At 54.3% G+C, this 18,371-nt stretch carries 17 protein-coding genes; 11 read left to right on the top strand and 6 right to left on the bottom strand.

Annotation, left to right across the window (positions count from 1 at the left end; genetic code table 11):
* Window positions 1-150: 150 nt before the first annotated feature.
* Window positions 151-1,005 carry an S-formylglutathione hydrolase gene (fghA, locus tag ACFODX_RS08875; protein ID WP_378118204.1) on the bottom strand — a complete coding sequence of 285 codons (855 nt, stop codon included), beginning with the start codon at window positions 1,003-1,005 and terminating at the stop codon, window positions 151-153.
* 44 nt (window positions 1,006-1,049) lie between these two features.
* Window positions 1,050-2,159 carry an S-(hydroxymethyl)glutathione dehydrogenase/class III alcohol dehydrogenase gene (locus tag ACFODX_RS08880; RefSeq protein ID WP_378118206.1) on the bottom strand — a complete coding sequence of 370 codons (1,110 nt, stop codon included), beginning with the start codon at window positions 2,157-2,159 and terminating at the stop codon, window positions 1,050-1,052.
* A gap of 125 nt (window positions 2,160-2,284) precedes the next feature.
* Here ACFODX_RS08880 and ACFODX_RS08885 point away from each other — a divergent pair, with 125 nt between their 5' ends.
* Window positions 2,285-3,184 carry a LysR family transcriptional regulator gene (locus tag ACFODX_RS08885; protein WP_378118208.1) on the top strand — a complete coding sequence of 300 codons (900 nt, stop codon included), beginning with the start codon at window positions 2,285-2,287 and terminating at the stop codon, window positions 3,182-3,184.
* Here ACFODX_RS08885 and ACFODX_RS08890 read toward each other — a convergent pair.
* The 4 genes from ACFODX_RS08890 to ACFODX_RS08905 all read right to left on the bottom strand — a co-directional run bounded on the left by ACFODX_RS08890 (window position 3,181) and on the right by ACFODX_RS08905 (window position 7,262).
* A complete protein-coding gene (locus ACFODX_RS08890) occupies window positions 3,181-4,074 on the bottom strand; it encodes a chemotaxis protein (RefSeq protein WP_378118210.1) in 894 nt (297 codons plus the stop codon). The genes ACFODX_RS08885 and ACFODX_RS08890 overlap by 4 nt on opposite strands.
* Window positions 4,075-4,150: 76 nt before the next feature.
* Complete coding sequence (gene dxs, locus ACFODX_RS08895) at window positions 4,151-6,061, bottom strand: 1-deoxy-D-xylulose-5-phosphate synthase (protein WP_378118212.1); 1,911 nt, start codon at window positions 6,059-6,061, stop codon at window positions 4,151-4,153.
* A 65-nt stretch (window positions 6,062-6,126) separates the two neighbouring features.
* Window positions 6,127-7,014, bottom strand: a complete 888-nt coding sequence (gene ispA, locus ACFODX_RS08900) for a (2E,6E)-farnesyl diphosphate synthase (protein WP_378118214.1) — start codon at window positions 7,012-7,014, stop codon at window positions 6,127-6,129.
* On the bottom strand, window positions 7,014-7,262 hold the full coding sequence (locus ACFODX_RS08905; RefSeq protein WP_378118216.1) for an exodeoxyribonuclease VII small subunit: 249 nt from the start codon (window positions 7,260-7,262) through the stop codon (window positions 7,014-7,016). Before ACFODX_RS08905 ends, ispA begins: the two co-directional genes overlap by 1 nt.
* Before the next feature lie 547 nt (window positions 7,263-7,809).
* Here ACFODX_RS08905 and gspC point away from each other — a divergent pair.
* Genes gspC through gspL form a run of 10 tightly spaced genes read left to right on the top strand, consistent with a single transcriptional unit; the run spans window position 7,810 to window position 18,364 of the window.
* Window positions 7,810-8,817: a type II secretion system protein GspC gene (gspC, locus tag ACFODX_RS08910; RefSeq protein ID WP_378118218.1), complete on the top strand. Its 1,008-nt coding sequence runs from the start codon at window positions 7,810-7,812 to the stop codon at window positions 8,815-8,817.
* 7 nt (window positions 8,818-8,824) lie between these two features.
* Entirely contained in the window at window positions 8,825-10,900 is a 2,076-nt protein-coding gene (gspD, locus tag ACFODX_RS08915) for a type II secretion system secretin GspD (protein WP_378118220.1), read from the top strand.
* Between the two features lie 14 nt (window positions 10,901-10,914).
* A complete protein-coding gene (gspE, locus tag ACFODX_RS08920; protein ID WP_378120068.1) occupies window positions 10,915-12,438 on the top strand; it encodes a type II secretion system ATPase GspE in 1,524 nt (507 codons plus the stop codon).
* A gap of 10 nt (window positions 12,439-12,448) precedes the next feature.
* Entirely contained in the window at window positions 12,449-13,684 is a 1,236-nt protein-coding gene (gene gspF / locus ACFODX_RS08925; protein ID WP_378118222.1) for a type II secretion system inner membrane protein GspF, read from the top strand.
* A gap of 41 nt (window positions 13,685-13,725) precedes the next feature.
* Window positions 13,726-14,187, top strand: coding sequence for a type II secretion system major pseudopilin GspG (gspG, locus tag ACFODX_RS08930; RefSeq protein ID WP_378118224.1), 462 nt, complete (start codon window positions 13,726-13,728; stop codon window positions 14,185-14,187).
* Window positions 14,188-14,211: 24 nt separating this feature from the next.
* Entirely contained in the window at window positions 14,212-14,784 is a 573-nt protein-coding gene (locus ACFODX_RS08935; protein ID WP_378118226.1) for a prepilin-type N-terminal cleavage/methylation domain-containing protein, read from the top strand.
* Window positions 14,781-15,266, top strand: a complete 486-nt coding sequence (gene gspI / locus ACFODX_RS08940; RefSeq protein ID WP_378118228.1) for a type II secretion system minor pseudopilin GspI — start codon at window positions 14,781-14,783, stop codon at window positions 15,264-15,266. Before ACFODX_RS08935 ends, gspI begins: the two co-directional genes overlap by 4 nt.
* Window positions 15,244-15,945: a type II secretion system minor pseudopilin GspJ gene (gene gspJ, locus ACFODX_RS08945; protein ID WP_378118230.1), complete on the top strand. Its 702-nt coding sequence runs from the start codon at window positions 15,244-15,246 to the stop codon at window positions 15,943-15,945. The genes gspI and gspJ overlap by 23 nt, the downstream gene beginning before the upstream one ends.
* On the top strand, window positions 15,914-17,056 hold the full coding sequence (gene gspK / locus ACFODX_RS08950) for a type II secretion system minor pseudopilin GspK (protein ID WP_378118232.1): 1,143 nt from the start codon (window positions 15,914-15,916) through the stop codon (window positions 17,054-17,056). Before gspJ ends, gspK begins: the two co-directional genes overlap by 32 nt.
* Before the next feature lie 36 nt (window positions 17,057-17,092).
* Window positions 17,093-18,364, top strand: a complete 1,272-nt coding sequence (gspL, locus tag ACFODX_RS08955) for a type II secretion system protein GspL (RefSeq protein WP_378118234.1) — start codon at window positions 17,093-17,095, stop codon at window positions 18,362-18,364.
* Window positions 18,365-18,371: the final 7 nt, after the last annotated feature.

Raw genomic sequence — 18,371 nt, forward strand, 5'->3', positions numbered from 1 at the left:
ATTTATTATTTTTATTTTTCGCTGGTAACTGCTTTTGGAATTTGATGATTATTTTTGTAATCGGTTACAAAAATAGAAGAAAAAACAGGGCTTGGCAAGCCCTGTTTTTGTGAAGGAGAAATGCGCGTCAGTCAGCTTGTTGATGCTGCGTTACTGGCCAGCTTCTTTGAGATGACGGGCATGGTAGTGCAAATGGTCATCGATAAAACTCGCGATAAAAAAGTAGCCGTGGTCGTAGCCGCTGTGGTGGCGGTAAAGCAGCGGAACCCCCGCCTGTTTGCAGGCTGCCTGGAGTGCGTCAGCGCCCAGTTGAGTTGCCAAAAAATCATCGGCTTCGCCCTGATCCACAAACAATTCCTGGGTGGACGCGCCACTGGCAATCAGCGCGCAGGCATCGTATTGCTGCCAACTGCTGCGATCCTCACCTAAATAACCACTAAACGCTTTTTGACCCCAAGGACAGTTGCTGGGGTTGGCGATAGGTGCAAATGCCGATACCGAGGCGTAGCGCCCCGGTTGGCGCAGTGCCAGTACCAGTGCGCCATGGCCGCCCATGGAGTGGCCGCTAATGGCCTCGCGACCATTTAGCGGGAAGTGTGCCTTGACGAGTTCCGGTAGCTCCCGGGTGAGGTAGTCGTACATGCGATAGTGCTCAGCCCAGGGCGCTTGGGTGGCGTTGAGGTAAAACCCGGCGCCTGAGCCAAAATCATAGCTTTCGTGTTCGCCGGGCAGGTTGAGGCCGCGCGGGCTGGTATCCGGGCAGATGATGGCGATGCCCAGCTCTGCCGCCATGCGCTGGGCGCCCGCCTTTTGCATGAAGTTTTCATCGGTACAGGTAAGGCCTGACAGCCACCAAAGCAGAGGCACAGGGCGTGTCTCCGCTTGGGGGGGCAAGTAGATGGCAAACACCATATCGCAGTTAAGGCTGCTGGAGTGATGTTGGTAGCGCTTGATCCAGCCGCCAAAACTCTTGGTGCTGGAGATGCTTGTCAAAATACTGGTCATGGTAATGCCTCCATGGTTACTGTCTCGCCTTTAATCTTCCGTTTTCAGTAGTGCAATACAGTGCGGATGCTCTTGCCTTCATGCAGCAAATCAAAAGCATGGTTGATTTGCTCAAAGGGCATGTCGTGGGTAATAAACTCATCGATTTTGATCTCGCCGCGCATGTAGCGCTCCACATAGCCCGGCAGTTGGCTGCGGCCTTTTACCCCGCCAAAGGCCGAGCCTTTCCAGACGCGACCAGTGACTAACTGGAAGGGACGGGTGCTAATTTCCTGCCCGGCGCCGGCTACGCCGATAATGATGGATTCACCCCAGCCCTTGTGGCAGCACTCTAGCGCCGAGCGCATCACGTTCACATTGCCGATACACTCAAACGAATAATCCACACCGCCGTCGGTCATGTCCACAATCACCTGCTGGATAGGTGCGCTGTAGTCCTTGGGGTTTACAAAGTCAGTCGCGCCAAATTGGCGGGCAAGCTCGAATTTATCGGGGTTGATGTCAATGGCGATAATGCGGCTGGCGTTCATCATCTGCGCCCCCTGAATCACTGCGAGGCCAATCGCGCCCAAACCAAACACCGCTACCGTAGAGCCGGGGGTGACTTTGGCGGTATTGATAACCGCACCTATACCGGTAGTGACACCGCAACCGAGCAGGCAGATTTTGTCCAGCGGCGCATCGCTGGAGACTTTGGCGAGCGAGACTTCTGGCAGTACTGTGTACTCGGAAAAGGTGGAGGTGCCCATGTAGTGGAACAGGGGTTTGCCCTCAAAGGAGAAGCGGGTGGTGCCATCGGGCATCAGCCCCTTACCTTGGGTGGCGCGCACTGAGCCGCACAGGTTGGTTTTGCCCGACAGGCAGAATTTGCATTTGCCGCACTCGGCGGTATAGAGCGGAATCACGTGATCGCCCACTTTCAAGCTGGTTACGCCTTCGCCCACTGCTTCTACTATGCCGGCGCCCTCATGGCCGAGTACGGCGGGGAATACTCCTTCTGGGTCGCTACCTGAGAGGGTATAGGCATCGGTATGGCAGACACTGGTGGCCACAATGCGCACTAACACTTCGCCAGTTCTTGGGCCTTCTACATCAATTTCCACCAGTTCCAGGGGTTTGCCTGCGGCAAAGGCGACAGCGGCGCGTGATTTCATAGGAGGCTCCTCAGTGAATAATCGATTAATCCCAACAGGGGGAATTTCCGGTGGCAAAGTGTAGACTAGTGATTCAGCGGCAATAAGTCGGCTGAAAATCACTTAATTATTGCTATGAGGCAACAATGCAGCATTGGGAGCGGGTAGAGGCATTTATCGCCGTGGTCAGATTTGGCAGTTTTGCGGCGGCAGCGCGGGATTTGCAGGTATCCAACTCCCACGTGAGCCGGTTGGTGAGCCAGCTAGAGCAGCAGTTGGGCACCCAGCTGCTCTATCGCACCACGCGCCAGATTCGCCTCACCGATGCCGGCCAGCTTTATTACGACAGCTGTCGCCATTTGTTTGATGGCCTGCGCGAAGCTGAATCGCTACTGCAGCACCATCAGGGGCAACCCACCGGGCTGCTTAAAATTACCGCCGCCACTACCTTTGGCGACCGCTACATAGCGCCGCTGGTGAATGACTTCCAGCTGCTCTACCCGCAATTGAAGGTGCAGATGTATTTCAGCAATCGGCAGGTGGAGTTGATCGAAGAGGGATTCGATCTGGCGATTCGCATGGGGGTAATGCGCGAATCCACCCTCATCGCCAAGCGGTTGTGTGACCGGCGCGAATACATTGTGGGGTCGCCCGCCTACTTGGCGCGCATCGCCCCGCCGCAGACACTAACTGATTTGGAGCGCCACAACTGTCTGGTGGGCACACGCGGTTATTGGCTGTTAAGTGACGCCGGGCAGCGCAAGGATTTGCAGGTGCGCGGCAACTGGCAGGCTAATTCCGGCCCAGCCTTGCTGGATGCGGCGCTTAAAGGCTTGGGGTTGGCGCAATTGCCGGATTATTACGTGGATACATTTTTGGCCGATGGGCGCCTGCAGTCGGTATTGGATGATTATCGCTTCACCGATGCCGGTGTTTGGGTGGTCTACCCCCAGCAGCGCCATTTGGCGCCCAAGGTGCGTCTATTTATCGATTTTCTGGCGGAGCGTTTTGCCGGCGGTGTTGCGCCTTGGGGGTTGGAGGCTTAGTGCGGCTTTTTGGCCGCGCCGCGCAGCATGGCGTCGATTAATTCGCGCGCGTCAAACTTGGTGAGAGCCTCATCCGCACCCACCTGACGTGCCTGGCTGACACTGATACTGCTGGACAGTGAGGTGTGCAGGATAATGTAGGCGCCCGCCAACTGCTTATCGTCGCGTACCGCAAACGCCAGTTCGTAACCATCCAGTCCGGGCATTTCTATATCGCTGACCAGCAGGTCGATTGGCTGCCCTTGTCGGGCGGCGGCGCGCATTATATCCAGCGCTTTTTGGCCGTCGTCTGTGACCTGATATTTCACGTTGATAGCATCGAGCGAGTCGCTCAACTGTTTGCGGGCAGTGCGCGAGTCGTCTACCAGCAGAATGCGCAGTGGGCGCAACTGTTCGCGCTCTATGTCAGTAATAGTGGCGGTGGCTTTGGAGGCGTCGAGCGGGAAGAGGCGCGCCATAATCACTTCTACATCCAGCAATTGCACTAGCTGGTCGTCCACCCGCGTGACGCCGGTGATGTAGATATGGTTGCCCAGAAATTTGTCGGGCGCACTTATGTCGCGCCAGTTGGCATCGGCAATGCGCTCGATTTGCCGCACCAGAAAGCCCACCTTCTGGCGCTGTACATCGGTGACAATAATAAAACTTTTGGCGAGCATGTCCTGCGGGGTTGCGCCCTTGCCTATAGCTGCAGCCAGATCAACGATGGGCATGGTCTGGCCGCGAATATTCAGCGCGCCCAAAATTCCCGGGTGCTGGTTAACCATAGGGGTAACGGGCTGGAAGGGCACCAACTCCTGAATTTTAAGTGTGCCAAGGCCAAACACTTGTTGGTTGTGCAGGCGAAATAACAGCAGCCCTTGGGCATGGTCAGCTTTAGCGGATGGCAAGGTGAAATGCTCCTCGCAAGTAAGTCCGGTGGTGTTCCAGCTTTGTGTGTCCTGACTAAGCTCTTGAATAATCCGATTATTGCACGAGTGAGATGGTATCGGGGGTTGTTGTCTTCAAGCGCTGGCTAATACGCTCGCCAATGGTTTTGGCATCCAGCCCCTGCTGCGCCAGTTGCTGTTTTTGGTTGTCGTGATCGACAAACTCATCTGCAAAGCCCAGTTGCAGTATCGGACACTGCAGGCCGAGTGCATTGAGGTATTCAGTCACCGCGCTGCCTGCGCCGCCGGCAATGGCGTTTTCTTCCAGTGTCACTATAAGTTGGTGTGTGCCGGCCATCTGCACAATAAGCGCGCCATCCAGTGGTTTTACAAAGCGCATGTCAACCAGGGTGTAGTTGAACTTGTCGGCGACTTGCTGGGCTGTTGCCAGCAGCGGCCCAAAACAGAGCAGGGCGACTTGTTTGCCCTCACGTTTGATAACAGCTTTGCCGATAGGTAGTGCTGTTAGCTCGCGCTCGATGGTGGCGCCCACACCTGTGCCGCGTGGATAGCGCACCGCAGCCGGCCCAGTGTGTTGGTAGGCGGTATAGAGCAGTTGGCGGCACTCGTTTTCATCGCTGGGGGCGGCAATCACCATGTTGGGAATGCAGCGCAGGAAGCTGATATCAAAGCTGCCGGCATGGGTGGGGCCGTCTTCGCCCACAAGGCCCGCGCGGTCAATGGCAAAGGTGACATCCAGATTCTGCAGTGCAACATCGTGGATCAGTTGGTCATAAGCGCGCTGCAAGAAGGTGGAGTAAATTGCCACTACTGGCTTCTGGCCTTCGCAGGCCATGCCGGCTGCCAGTGTCACTGCGTGTTGTTCAGCGATGGCGACATCGTAAAAACGCTCGGGGAAGTGTGCAGCAAACTCCACCATGCCAGAGCCTTCGCACATGGCGGGGGTGATGCCAACCAGTCTTTCATCCTGTGCGGCCATGTCGCACAGCCAGCGGCCAAATACATCCTGATACTTCACTTTTTTGGGGGCATCCACGGCGCCCAGTTCGGCTTTCTTCGGCTCAATTTTGTTGAGCGCGTGGTAGCCCACCGGATCCAGTTCCGCCGGCTCAAAACCCTTGCCTTTTTGGGTGATGATATGCAACAGCTTGGGGCCCTTGATTTCGCGTAGGTTGCGCAAGCAGCGCACCAGATCGCCAAGGTCGTGGCCGTTGATAGGGCCTACGTAGTTAAACCCCATTTCTTCAAACAGGGTACCCGGCGACATAAAGCCTTTGAAGTGCTCCTCGGTGCGGCGCGCGAACTCCCAGGCTGGCGGTATCTTGCCCAGCACCTGCTTGCTGCCCTCGCGCAGCGAGTTGTAAAACTTGCTTGCCCAGATTTTGGATAGATAGGTGGACAGGCCGCCCACATTGGGGGAGATAGACATGTTGTTGTCATTGAGGATGACTAACATGTCGGTTTCGGTGTGAGCGGCGTGATTTAACGCTTCAAACGCCATGCCGGCGGTCATGGCGCCGTCGCCGATAATGGCCGCAACTTTGCGTTCGATTCCCGCCATTTTGGCGCCAATTGCCATGCCCTGGGCGGCGCTAATGGAGGTGCTGGAGTGGCCTACACCAAAAGTATCAAACTCGCTTTCTTCGCGTTTGGGGAAACCGGAAAGCCCGCCGCCCTGGCGGATGCTGGCCATGCGCTCGCGGCGCGAGGTGAGAATTTTGTGGGGATAGGTCTGGTGGCCTACGTCCCATACCAGTCGGTCTTCCGGGGTTTGATAGACATAATGCAGTGCAATTGTCAGCTCCACTACACCCAGCCCGGCGCCGAAGTGACCGCCTGTTTGGCCGACGCTGTAAAGCAGGAAGGCGCGCAGCTCATCGGCGAGTTGCGGTAGCTGCTTTTCACTCAGGGCGCGCAGTTCCTCGGGGCTGTTGATGCTATCAAGCAGCGGGGTATGCGGGCGGGAGGTTGGGATCTCGTTATGCATTAAATGTCTTCAGTCTGATTATCGTCTGGCCATCGGCCATTGTAGGCAGCTTGCGCGATGCTTGGCTAGTTTGACCTTTCTACTATATAGCGCGCCAAATCGCGCAAATAGCTGGCGCTGTCGCCAAACTCATTCAGTGCGGAAATAGCTTGCTGGTGTAATTCCGCTGCTTTGTGTTTGGCGCTTTCCAAGCCCAATAGTGATACGTAAGTGGGCTTGTTTTTGGCTATATCTGCCCCCTGCTGTTTACCGATTGTTGCAGTGTCGCCAGTCACATCCAAAATGTCGTCCTGTACCTGAAAGGCGAGGCCAATAGCGGATGCGTAGGTGTCCAGCGCGGCTAATTGAGTGTGGGTTGCTTCGGCGGCAAGGGCGCCCATGGCCACAGCCGCGCGAATCAATGCACCGGTTTTATGGTTGTGCATCTGTTCCAATTGGGCGAGGTTGAGTTGGTGATCAACTGCGGCTAAATCTATGGCTTGGCCCAAGACCATGCCGTGGGCGCCCGAGCCCTGGGCTAGTTCGCGAACCAGTTGGATCTGGGTGCTGGCTGGCAGCCGGGTTTGGGTGAGCAGGTCAAATGCCAGAGTCTGTAAGCCATCTCCAGCAAGTATGGCGCTGGCTTCATTAAACGCGATATGGCAGGTGGGTTTGCCGCGGCGCAGGTCATCATCGTCCATGGCTGGGAGGTCATCGTGCACCAAACTGTAGGAGTGCAAGCACTCCAAAGCGCAGGCAATTGGGTCGATCAGGCTTAAATCCAGCTCCGGTTTTATTGCCAGCGCAGCTGCATAGGCCAGTGTAGGGCGTACTCGCTTGCCACCGTTAAACAGGCTGTAGCGCATGGCGGCGCGCAACTGTGTAGGGTCGTCGCCGGCAGGGAAATGCAGGTCAAGGGCTGTATCGACACGCTGCCGGCAGTTGCTGGCGAAGGTTTTAAAATCCTGCTGCATTAATGGTCGCCTTCATCAGCATCATCAAAAGGCGCAAGGTTTATATTGCCTTGTTGTTCAATCAGTTTATTCACTTGATGTTCTGCCGCCGCCAAACGGGTTTGACACTCGCGCGTCAGTGCTATGCCGGTCTCAAAGGCTTGCAGCGATTCTTCAAGGGTCATGTCGCCCTGCTCCATCCGGTTGACCAGGTTTTCAAGCGTAGCGAGCGACTGCTCGAAATCGATGCTTTTTTTCTTGGGGGGCATAGGGGTGTCTCGCTGGCGATTGGCTCTTGGCGGCGGATTATAAACCTGCTGTCATAAAACTGCAGGCGTTTTGGCTGGCAGGCTTGTGAGATATTTCCTACAAAACATACAGAGCTTCGCCACTATAAACTGACGTCTGGTTCATCAATAATGATTGCCATAGGAGCTTGTCGCAGGACGCGGCAGTCGCAAGGAGTTGAATGGAATAAAGCCCCCGTATTGCCAAGGTATGGTACTCATCCTGTAAAAAACCCTGATTGCCCCCTTAGCAGTCGGGGTTTTTTCGTTTGAATGTGTATTTTTTGTGTCTCCCTTCGCAGATTTTTATTCCGTTGCAACTTCTCTTCTACTTCGCTATCCAATATTCGCCAAAATGCTTATGCCGCAAGAGTTTGCGGGCAAACGGACTATTTCGCTTTTGTAATATGGATGGAGTAGAATCCCGTGGCTTTGATAAACATAACGCACTAAGCTTTTGATACGTCTGATAATTGCCATCCCCACGTCATTCCTGTCGTCAGCCAGCGTGAAGGACACAGTCATACCCATGCAAGAGAGATTGCAATCGAATCGAGCTGTTTTTGAACAGCGCACTGCGCAACTGGAGCTCCAGCTGCGTCGTTTTGTCGCATTTATCAATCGTGTGCCTCTCAGTCGCTGGCAGTGGTTGGTGACTTTGGTGTTGGTCGTTTGGCTTAGCCACAGTTTGGCGCGTCTTTTATGGTTGGTGGTGCCCACCCCGGAAATCCCCCCAGCCAGTCTTTCGCTGTTGGCTAGCGATCCGCAAACAACAAGTGCAGGCCCTACAGAAGCAGTTAATATTTCCCAGCTTAAATCACTCAAACCTTTTGGTGATGTAGCGGTAGCGCCTGTGGTAGAGCAGGCGCCCGCAGCGGCAACTGATATAGAAGCAAATACAGATACCCAGCTAAATCTGGTATTGCGCGGCGTTATTGGCAGTACTACCGAATCGGCGGCGCGGGCAATTATTGTTGCGGGCGACAAGGCGGATGTTTATGCCGTGGGGGATACTTTGCCCGTGGGTAATAAAGTCACTTTGGCCAAAGTGTTGGATGTGCGCGTAATTATTAATAACAACGGCAATTTTGAATCCTTGTGGATGTTTAAGGATGACCCCAATGCCCCCAAGCTCACCAATAGCCATTTTGTGCCACCTGCACCTAATGCGGGTGCGCAAAATTTCCAGCCGCAAGCGCTTAGCCCTGATCGCAATCCAGTACAGAATTCGCCCTCGCCTTCACCTGAGCCTTCCATGACAGAGGTGAGTAAAACTCTGGCGGATGTGGTTGCGATGAGCATTTACCGCGAAGGCGGGCAAGTGGTGGGTTACAAGATTCGCCCCGGGCGTAATGCGGAGTTATTTAATTCCCTGGGGTTGCAGGCAGATGACATAGTCACCGCTGTCAATGGTGTGCCATTAAGTGCGCCTGGCAAGGTGATGGAAATCTATAAAAGTATGGGTAGTGCCACATCAGCGAATCTGGAAATCAGACGCGGTGGCAGTACAGTAAATCTAGACGTAATGCTCAAGTGAGGTCTGTGTGATCCGGTTCAAAGGTCGTGACAATAACAAGATCAGCTCCCGCAGGGTAGTGCTTCGCCGGACGTTTGGCGGCCTGCTATTGTCGGCACTGATTGGCTTGAGTAGCTCTGCCGTTGCCCAGGTGCAGGCAGTTGAAGGTCAGGGTGAAATGCGCTGGTCGGTTAATTTTAACGACACCGATATTCAGGACGTGATCAAGTCCATCGCCGGGCTTACAGGCAAAACCATCATTATCGACCCCAAGGTGCGCGGTCCGATCAAAGTAATTAATACCCGTCCGCTAAACGCCAAGGAGCTTTATGAGCTGTTTCTTGCGTCCCTGGATGTTCACGGGTTTACCGCGGTTGAAAGCGGTAACATAGTTCGGGTGGTGATGAACCGCGATGCGCGTCAGTTTGCTATCCCCACCGAAAGTAGTGTCAAAGAGCGCGATGACCTTTACATCACCCAGGTTATACCGTTAAAAAATACCAGTGCTGCCAAAATCCTGGCTGCATTGCGTCCGCTGGTGCCACAGTATGGGCATTTAACCACCTACGAGCCCAGTAACGCTTTGATCATCACCGATACCCGCGCTAACGCCGCGCGGATTAGCGAGCTGGTGGTGCAGCTGGACAAAATTGGCAGCACCCATACCGATGTAATACCGCTGCGCTACGCCAATTCTGCGGATGTAGTGGCCATGCTTACCCAATTGGAAAAGCCCGACCCTAACCGCGGCATGACTACCGCGCCCCCCGTGATTGTCGCAGACAAGCGTACTAATGCCGTAGTGATTAGCGGTGACGATTTAACACGTCAGCGCCTCAAGTTTTTGATCAATGACCTTGATCGCCCACAATCCAAAAACAGTAACGTGCGGGTGTTTTACCTGAAATACGCCAAGGCAGAAGATGTTGCCAAGGTACTCTCCGGGATGTTGCAGAGTCTGGGGCAGGGCAAGCAGGCAGAGGGTGCTCCAGCCAACACAGCACAACCTGCAGTGCAGGCTGATGAGGCAACCAATTCGGTGCTGATTACCGCCGATGTCGACACAATGGATACACTGTTATCGATTGTAGATAGTCTGGATATCCGTCGCGCCCAGGTTCTGGTTGAGGCGATTATTGTTGAGCTTTCCAGCGGCAATGATAAGTCGCTCGGTATTGAGTGGATGTATCGCAATGATGATGTTGGTTTTGGTGGTTCAACCAACAGTGGCGCCTTGGGTGCTGTAGGTGCTGCCGCTATAGATTTGGAAGAAAATGGCTCGTCTGGCGATTCCCTTGTTCAATTGGCTGCTGGCGTTGCGGGCATTCCCGGCCAGCTTTTTGGTGTTGGGCGGCTGGGTGGAAAAACTGACTTCCTGGCTGTACTGAAAATGCTCCAGACCGACGATTCGAGCAATATTCTCTCCACGCCAAACCTGTTGACCACAGACAATACCGAAGCATCGATCCTGGTTGGTGAGCAAGTTCCGTTCCGAACAGGCTCTTATTCTGGCTTAGGTAATACGGGAACTACGGGTAACACCGGCTTCAGTAGTCCCTTCAATACGATCAATCGTGAAGATGTGGGTATCAAGCTACAGGTTACGCCGCATATCAACGAAGGCGACAGCATAGTGCTGGATATTGAACAGGAAATTTCCAGTGTGGTTCGCTCAACCGAAGACGGGCCGGTCACCAGTAAGCGCGAAGTCAAGACCCAGATACTCTCTGCCGACGGCCAAACTGTCGTCCTGGGCGGTTTGATTAAAGATGATGTGTTGGTATCCAACAGTCGTGTTCCCGTGCTGGGTAGCATTCCGGTTTTGGGGCACCTGTTCCGCAGCCAGACTTCCAAAAAGGTCAAAACCAACCTGCTGATTTTCATTCGCCCAACCATCATCCGCGATGATCGTGTATTGACCGGTGCAACTGCTGAGAAATACCAGGCGATCCGCGAGAAGCAAATTGAAACCCGTCGCAGCAAAGGGCTGTTGCTAAACAATGGCGATATTCCGGTATTGCCAGAGTGGGAAGAGCAGATCGAGCGCTACCGTCAATCACTGCCTGTGGATGCCAGTTCCACCGAGGCGACAGGGGAGCAGTGATCGTGAGTGAGCAGCTGGATGAAGCTCTGCCTTTGGGCGAACAACTGGCTGCGCCTGAGCCGGCTGTTTATGAGCGCTTGCCTTTTGGTTATGCGTCAGCCCATGGCGTAATGTTGGATGAGTCTACTGCCGATGGGCTGCCAAGAGTGCTGCACAAACCGGGCCTCAAACTCGAGGTTTTACTGGAGCTGCAGCGTATTTTGGGGCCGGATCTGCTACTTGAAGAACTGCCGACCGAAGATTTTCAGAAACGTCTGACCCGCGAATACCAAAGCGGCGATGGTGCCGCCCAGCGTGCGGCGGAAGATTTAGGCAACGAATTCGACCTGTCCTCCATGGCCGATGATCTGGCCGACCGCACCGACCTGCTCGCGGGCGACGACGATGCGCCTATTATTCGCCTGATCAATGCCATCCTTTCGCAAGCGGTGCGCGAAGGAGCTTCAGATATCCACCTTGAGCCGTTTGAAGATCGTGTATCGGTGCGCTTTCGTATCGATGGTGTGTTAACCGAAGTGCTATCACCCAAAGCCGAATTGGCGCCGGTATTGGTGTCGCGCCTGAAGGTGATGGCGCGTTTGGATATCGCCGAAAAACGCCTGCCACAAGATGGGCGTATTACTGTGCGTCTCGCGGGCCATGCGGTGGATATTCGTGTTTCCACTATCCCCTCTGCATTTGGTGAGCGCATAGTATTGCGTCTACTCGACCAGGCTGCCGGCCAGTTGCGCCTGGAACAGCTGCAAATGCCGCAATTGGTGTACGAGCGCCTCACCAAAAACCTGCTTAAACCTCACGGCATTATTCTGGTTACCGGCCCTACGGGCTCGGGTAAAACCACTACGCTCTATGCCGGTTTGAGCCATATCAATACCCGCAGCCGCAATATCCTGACCATCGAAGATCCGGTGGAATATCTTTTGCCGGGTATAGGTCAAACCCAGGTTAATACCAAGGTGGATATGACCTTTGCGCGCGGTTTGCGCGCCATTCTCCGCCAAGACCCGGATGTGGTGATGGTGGGTGAAATTCGCGATGGTGAAACGGCCGAAATTGCCATCCAGGCTTCCCTGACGGGTCACCTGGTGTTATCGACTTTGCACACCAACACTGCGATTGGTGCTGTGCTGCGGTTGAAAGATATGGGTGTGGAGCCCTTCCTGCTCGCTTCCAGTCTTGAAGTGGTGATGGCGCAGCGTCTGGTGCGGGTACTTTGCTCTCATTGCAAAGAGCAATATCTTCCCAGCGATGCCGAGCGCGATATGCTCAAACTGCCTGCGGAGACTGCCATCTGGCGCCCGGCGGCGAGCGGCTGTAAACACTGTAATCATCAGGGGTATCGCGGGCGTAAGGGGATTTACGAGCTGATTGAAATCAACGAGCGTTTGCGTCACCTGATCCACGAACAGGCCGGCGAGCAAGAGCTGTTGGCTGAGGCGCGTAAACACAGCGCATCCATGAGCGATGACGGCCGTCAATGTGTACTTAATGGCATCACCAGTATTGAAGAAGTACTGCGTGTGACAACGCAGTTGTAAAGGTAGGAATATGGGAGCCTACAGTTACAAGGCGCTGAATGAAGACGGGAAAACTGTCAAGGGTATCCTTGAGGGGGATTCCGAGCGACACATACGCTCACAGTTGCGCGCCAAAAAACTCAAGCCACTGGAAGTTTTAGGCGCCGGCAGTGAAGCTCAAGCCAATACCGGTGATGGTTTGGATCTTTCGGCTTGGTCGCGTCGTCGCGCTAGTCGTCTAAGCACCCGCGAACTCAGCTTGATTACCCGCCAGTTGGCGTCGTTGGTGAAATCCGGTTTGCCGCTAGATGAAGCCTTGCATGCTACCGCCAAACAATCGCAGAAGGCGAACGTGAAGCGTGTGGTGCTGCAGGTGCGTACCAAAGTTCTGGAAGGTTTTAGTCTCGCCCAAGCGTTGGGTGATAACCCTACTGCGTTCAATGACATGTATCGCGCTTTGGTGCGCGCCGGTGAAGGGTCCGGCTATTTGAGCCCGGTGTTGGAGCGCTTGGCTGACTACACCCAAACCAGCCAGCAGCTGCAGCAGCGTATCAAAATGGCGATGATCTACCCCGTTGTTATGCTGGTCGTGAGCTTGGCGGTAATTATTGCGCTCATGGTGTTGGTGGTGCCAAAGCTGGTCAAAATATTTGAGCAGGGCAAGCGTGAATTGCCGGCCCTGACCGAGGGCTTGATTGCCACCAGTGAATTCTTGATGAACTACGGCGTCTATCTTTTTGTCGCGCTTATCGCCCTGTATTTTTTTATCAAACGCCTGATGCGCGACCCCAAACGCCTGCGTGCCTGGCACGTGGTGCAATTGAAATTACCGGTTATCGGTGAGCTGGTTAAACAGATCAACTCGGCGCGGTTTGCGGCCACCTTAAGTTTATTATCTGCCAGTGGTGTGCCACTGCTACAAGCGCTGAATATTTCCGGTCAGGTGATGACCAATAAAGTGCTGCAAGAGGCCTGTGATCAGGTTGCTGCGGCGGTGCGCGAAGGTATGAGTCTGAGTCGCGCCATGGAAAATACCGGTCACTTTCCACCGCTGTTGGTGCAATTGGTCGCCAGCGGTGAAACCAATGGCACCCTGCCACAACAGCTGGACAACGCCTCCAAAGATCAGGAGCGCGAACTGGAAATGATGTTGGGCGTAGCCATGGGGTTACTTGAACCCGCCACGATTATTTTTATGGGTGGTGCCGTGTGCGTGATTGTACTGGCAATCCTGACCCCGATTTTTGAAATGACAAAACTGGGTTAACCCGGTGTAAACCCAAAACACGCGACACTTTAGGAGCTTTTATGTTTAACAAAACGCAAGTCTCTTCGGCCAAATCTCCGCTGCGTCAGGCAGGTTTTACGCTGGTGGAAATTATGGTTGTAGTAATCATCATCGGCCTCTTGGCTGGCATTGTGGTTCCCAACGTGATGGATAACCTGGATAAGGCCAACGTGCAGAAGGCGCGTGCCGATTTCAGTGCAATTCAAACTGCCTTAAAGCTGTATCGCATCGATAATTTCAACTTCCCGACCACCGAGCAAGGCCTGGAAGCGCTGGTGACCAAAACTTCGATCGCGCCAGTGCCACGCAACTTTAAATCCAGCGGTTATCTGGACTCGCTGAGTAAGGATCCATGGGGCAACGACTATCAATACATGAGCCCGGCGGATGGCCATGAATACGATATCTACAGCCTGGGTGCCGATGGGGTAACCGGTGGGGAAGGCCAGAATGCTGACATCAGCGTGTGGGATGAGCAGTAACCAGTATGCAACGGAGCTGATCGAGTGAGTGCTCGCGAGCGCGGATTTACGCTCATCGAAATTATTTTTGTCGTGTTTATTATCGGCATGGCGGTGAGCGTTATCTCTATCTCGGTTGGCGGTAATTCCTTTGCTGAGCGCACAAAAAAAGCCGCTGAAACATTTATGTTGCAGGCTTCTTATGTCGCTGAGCAATCAGTGCTTAAAGGTGAAACCCACGGTTTGTTCGTGGAGTTGCGCCCAGCGCAGGACATAGATGCCACTGAGCAGTGGTGTTACACCTGGATGCGCATCCGCGATAGCCAATGGCAGGCGGTGCCTGAGTTGCCCCAGTCTTGTCTCGATGAAGGCTTGGTCATTGAATTCAGGTTAGAGGATGAACTTTGGGAGTTCGACCCCGAACTGGAGATACAGGAACCGGTCTTAGGTTTTTTCCCCAGTGGCGATGCCTCCGCCATGGTAGAAATAAGTTTGTTTCCCGATCAAACACAAAGTGATGACGAAGAGGAGACCCAGCTATTTGAGCTGGAAATTACCGGCGAGCTGCGCTGGATCAACGAAGAAAAACGCTTGGAAGAGGAGCAGCGCGGACGATGAAGAGATTGCTGGGGTTCAGGCCTTGTTGCAATCGCCGGCAGCGGGGATTTACGTTGCTGGAGTCCATGATCGCGCTGATGATTGTGGCTATGGCGCTACCGGCCCTGATCACTCTGGTGATGACCCAGCTCGATGGCTCGGGTGCTATACGCGATAAAACTTACGCGCATTGGGTGGCGGAAAACCAATTGGCGCGTGTGCGCCTCCTGCAACAGCAGAAATCCAAAGGTGCATTGCCCAGTTATCAGGTGCCGGAAAAGGACTCAGGTTTGGTTGATCTGGCCGGGTTGCGCTGGCATTGGCAGTTAAACACCATCGCGATGGATACCCTGCCGGTGAAAGGCTTCAAGCGAGTCGAAATTGCCGTGCGTCTAATGGGGCCGGCAGAGGGCGCTTCGCTGGGTTCGGCGATGTTCAATGAGGATCAGCCGGCACTTGCGCGTTTGACGGGGTATATCAGTGATCCTGACGTTGTCCAGTAAGCCCGGGCGTTTGGCGCAACAGGGTTTTACCCTATTGGAGGTGCTGATTGCGCTGGTGATTTCGGCGCTGATTGCGGTCATGGCCTTCCAGTCATTGGATGCTGCCGATAAAGGCGCCCAGCGCACCAACGAGGTGCTGGAAGAAATTAATCGGCTGGATCGCGCCTGGCAAATAATTGCCGCGGATTTGCGCCATATACAACCGCCCTTGGCGAGCGACAGAAATGCTTTATTCCAAGGCGAAAGTTTGCGCTCCTCCGGTGAAAATGCCGATCAACCTGTGCTGTATTTCAAGCGTCGCGGCTGGGTGAATTTTGCCAACTTACCGCGTAGCGATTTGCAGCTGGTGAGCTATCGCGTTGCCGAGGGAAAGTTGTGGCGTGATTTTATGCCCGAGTACAACCGCGAACTGGCGGATATCGACATGGAAGAGGATGCATTGCATCAACTTTTGTTGGAAAACGTGGATGATTTACAGCTGCGGTTTTTACATCAGGGCATTATCACTTCCCGCGGTAAGAGTGCATTGGAAGGGCGTGAGTTTGCCGATGACTGGCTGCAACAATGGCCGGATAGCAGCTTACAGGGTGCCGTGGGATTACCTCTGGCGGTAGAAATTACCATCGACGTGAAAGGAGTAGGGCCCAGTGCGCGTCTTTTTGCCCTGCCCGAGCAGTAATACCTGCTCTGCCTTTGGTGGCTCACCAGCAGCTCGCCAGCGCGGCACAGTATTGGTACTGGTGTTGCTCATAGTGGCGCTGGTAGCAGGGCTGAGTGTGAAATTTGCAGCGCAATACCAATTGGGTTTGGCGCGTGCCGAATCACGTTGGCACGGCGCCCAGGCGAGGGCGTTTTTGGAGGGCACGGAAGAGGTGGCCAAGTTGATGTTCAGTGTGGCCGATAACGACCCCAACATCGACTTTCTGGGCGAGGATTGGAGCGCTCAGGTGCCAATTGAGGATGAGGGTGTAACCGGTGTGGCGCAGTTGGCTGATGCCAGCGCCCAATTGAACATGAATGATCTGCTCAATCCTCTGGTGGCTGAAAAACCCATTGGCGACCCTGAGCGTTATTCGGAACCCCAGCGGCGGTTCATTCGCTTGTTGCAGACTTTTCCGGAGTTTCCGCTGAGTCAGAATGAGGCGGAGTACTTGCTTGAGGCTGTTGTTGATTGGATTGATCCCGACGATACCGAATCGGGTATGGGTGGGGCAGAGTCCAATTATTATCAGGGTTTGCAAGACGGCTATCTGCCGGCAAATGCACCCTTTAAATCGATTGATGAATTGCGCTTGGTGCGCGGTTTTAATGAGTTGCCACAACTGGTATTGCGCCTGCAGCCCTTTGTGACTGTGCTTCCCGGCGACAAGGTGGGCATGAATATCAATACCATTGATCCGGTCAGCCCTTTTGGTGAAGGCATTAACAACCTGCTGTTAACTCTGAACGATGCCACCAACCTAGAGCCCCTGAGCCCCGCTGAAGCGGAACAGTTCATCGCCGAGCGGCCGGAGACCGGCTTTGCGGATGCCTCGGTAATCAGCGAGGCCTGGAATAAATTATTCTCGGGGCGCAACCTGGTGCTGGATGGTTTAACGGTAAAAACAAATTATTTTTGGCTCAATGCAACCGTGCAATTGGTAGAGCAGCGCCGCAGTATGCGCACCCTGATGCAGCGCGGTGAAAATAACAGCCTCAAGGCTATCCAGCGCGATGATGTATTTGAATTGCCCAGCGCGGTGCGCAATGAACAAGATAAAAAGAGTGGCAAAACCGAGTTGGTCGATTAAGCCGCAACCCTAATGTGATCAGAGTTAGAGCAAATTATGTCCATGCAATTGGTGCTCGCCGTAAATACCTCCGAAGATGGTAAAAGCCTCGCCGACAGCTTTCGCTGGTGCTGGCTGGGAGCGGATGGAACCCCGGCCAATGATGCTATTGCCTGTGGCGACCGCGAAGCGCTGCGCCTGGCAGTCAGTTCGCACACCAGCGCGCCGCTGGGTGCTTGGGTGATATTACCTGGCAGCCGTGTCAGCACGCGTCAATTGGAATATTCCGATAAAGAAAAGAAACATCTGCGCAACCTCTTGCCGTTCCAGTTGGAAGATTCAGTTGTGGGTGACGTAGAAGAGCTGCACTTTGCGCTAGGCACACCTGCGGAGGGCAAGGTAGTGGTTGCCTACGCCGACAAAACCTGGCTGCAGGCCGCTTTTGCCGAGTTGGCAGCCATGGGCATTGAGGTAACTCATTGCTGGAGTGCGCCGCTCACCCAGCCTTTGGCGCAGGATGCTAGCAGCGAAGCCGGTGCCCACTGGACACTGGGGCTCTATGAGGGACAGGTGCAGCTGCGCTATGCCGCGACCATGGGGTTTAGTGTCGCCTATGCCCAAGGGCGGTTGGCACTGCAGTTGTTGCTCGCCGAGCAAGTGAGTGGTGAGCAGTTGCCCGCCCTGCATTTGCGCGCGGCCAGTGAGCAAGATCTGGCGGCACTGGTAGAGATGATTCCGCCCGGGCTGCAAGCGCAAATTGCGAGTCAAACCCTTGCAGACCCCTGGGCGCTGGATTTTAGTAACAGTTCTATCGACCTGTGCCAGGGCGATTTCTCCCAGCGTTTGCCAGTTGAACGCTGGTGGAAGTTGTGGCGCTCTATCGCCATTTTTGCTGGCGTTTGTGTAGCGGTTCACTTGGGCACACTACTTTATGAGATTCATAAACTAGGAGCCGATAACCTCAAAATTCGTCAGCAAATCGAAGCGGCGGCACGCCTCGCCATTCCGCAGGGGCGGGTGGTGGATGCGGAAAAACAATTGGCTGCGATCTTGCGCCAAAATCAACCAACGGGCCAATCAGCCAGCGTAATCGAGCTGCTTGCAGTGGCTATGCCGCAAATTGCCGGTGTGCCCTCGGTGAGCATTAAAGGTATTTCCTACGCCGGGGATTTGGGCGAGCTGAATATCAACATCCAGGCTGACAGCTTTGGTGCATTTGAATCGCTGAGTCAGAAAATTCGCGACCAAGGGCTGAACGCCGAGGTTCTGAGCGCCAATGCTCAGGGCAATGTGCAGTCGGCGCGTCTCAAAGTCAGCAAAAATCCTTAGGGCTTAG

This window comes from Cellvibrio fontiphilus (assembly GCF_042646205.1).
Taxonomy (GTDB): Bacteria; Pseudomonadota; Gammaproteobacteria; order Pseudomonadales; family Cellvibrionaceae; genus Cellvibrio; species Cellvibrio fontiphilus_A.

Coding starts and splice junctions, on each gene's coding strand:
- dxs (WP_378118212.1), bottom strand. CDS start 6,061: ATGCATAACGAGATCCCAACCTCCCGCCCGCATACCCCGCTGCTTGAT.
- gspI (WP_378118228.1), top strand. CDS start 14,781: ATGAAGAGATTGCTGGGGTTCAGGCCTTGTTGCAATCGCCGGCAGCGG.
- gspC (WP_378118218.1), top strand. CDS start 7,810: ATGCAAGAGAGATTGCAATCGAATCGAGCTGTTTTTGAACAGCGCACT.
- gspF (WP_378118222.1), top strand. CDS start 12,449: ATGGGAGCCTACAGTTACAAGGCGCTGAATGAAGACGGGAAAACTGTC.
- gspG (WP_378118224.1), top strand. CDS start 13,726: ATGTTTAACAAAACGCAAGTCTCTTCGGCCAAATCTCCGCTGCGTCAG.
- gspL (WP_378118234.1), top strand. CDS start 17,093: ATGTCCATGCAATTGGTGCTCGCCGTAAATACCTCCGAAGATGGTAAA.
- ACFODX_RS08905 (WP_378118216.1), bottom strand. CDS start 7,262: ATGCCCCCCAAGAAAAAAAGCATCGATTTCGAGCAGTCGCTCGCTACG.
- ACFODX_RS08880 (WP_378118206.1), bottom strand. CDS start 2,159: ATGAAATCACGCGCCGCTGTCGCCTTTGCCGCAGGCAAACCCCTGGAA.
- ispA (WP_378118214.1), bottom strand. CDS start 7,014: ATGCAGCAGGATTTTAAAACCTTCGCCAGCAACTGCCGGCAGCGTGTC.
- ACFODX_RS08885 (WP_378118208.1), top strand. CDS start 2,285: ATGCAGCATTGGGAGCGGGTAGAGGCATTTATCGCCGTGGTCAGATTT.
- fghA (WP_378118204.1), bottom strand. CDS start 1,005: ATGACCAGTATTTTGACAAGCATCTCCAGCACCAAGAGTTTTGGCGGC.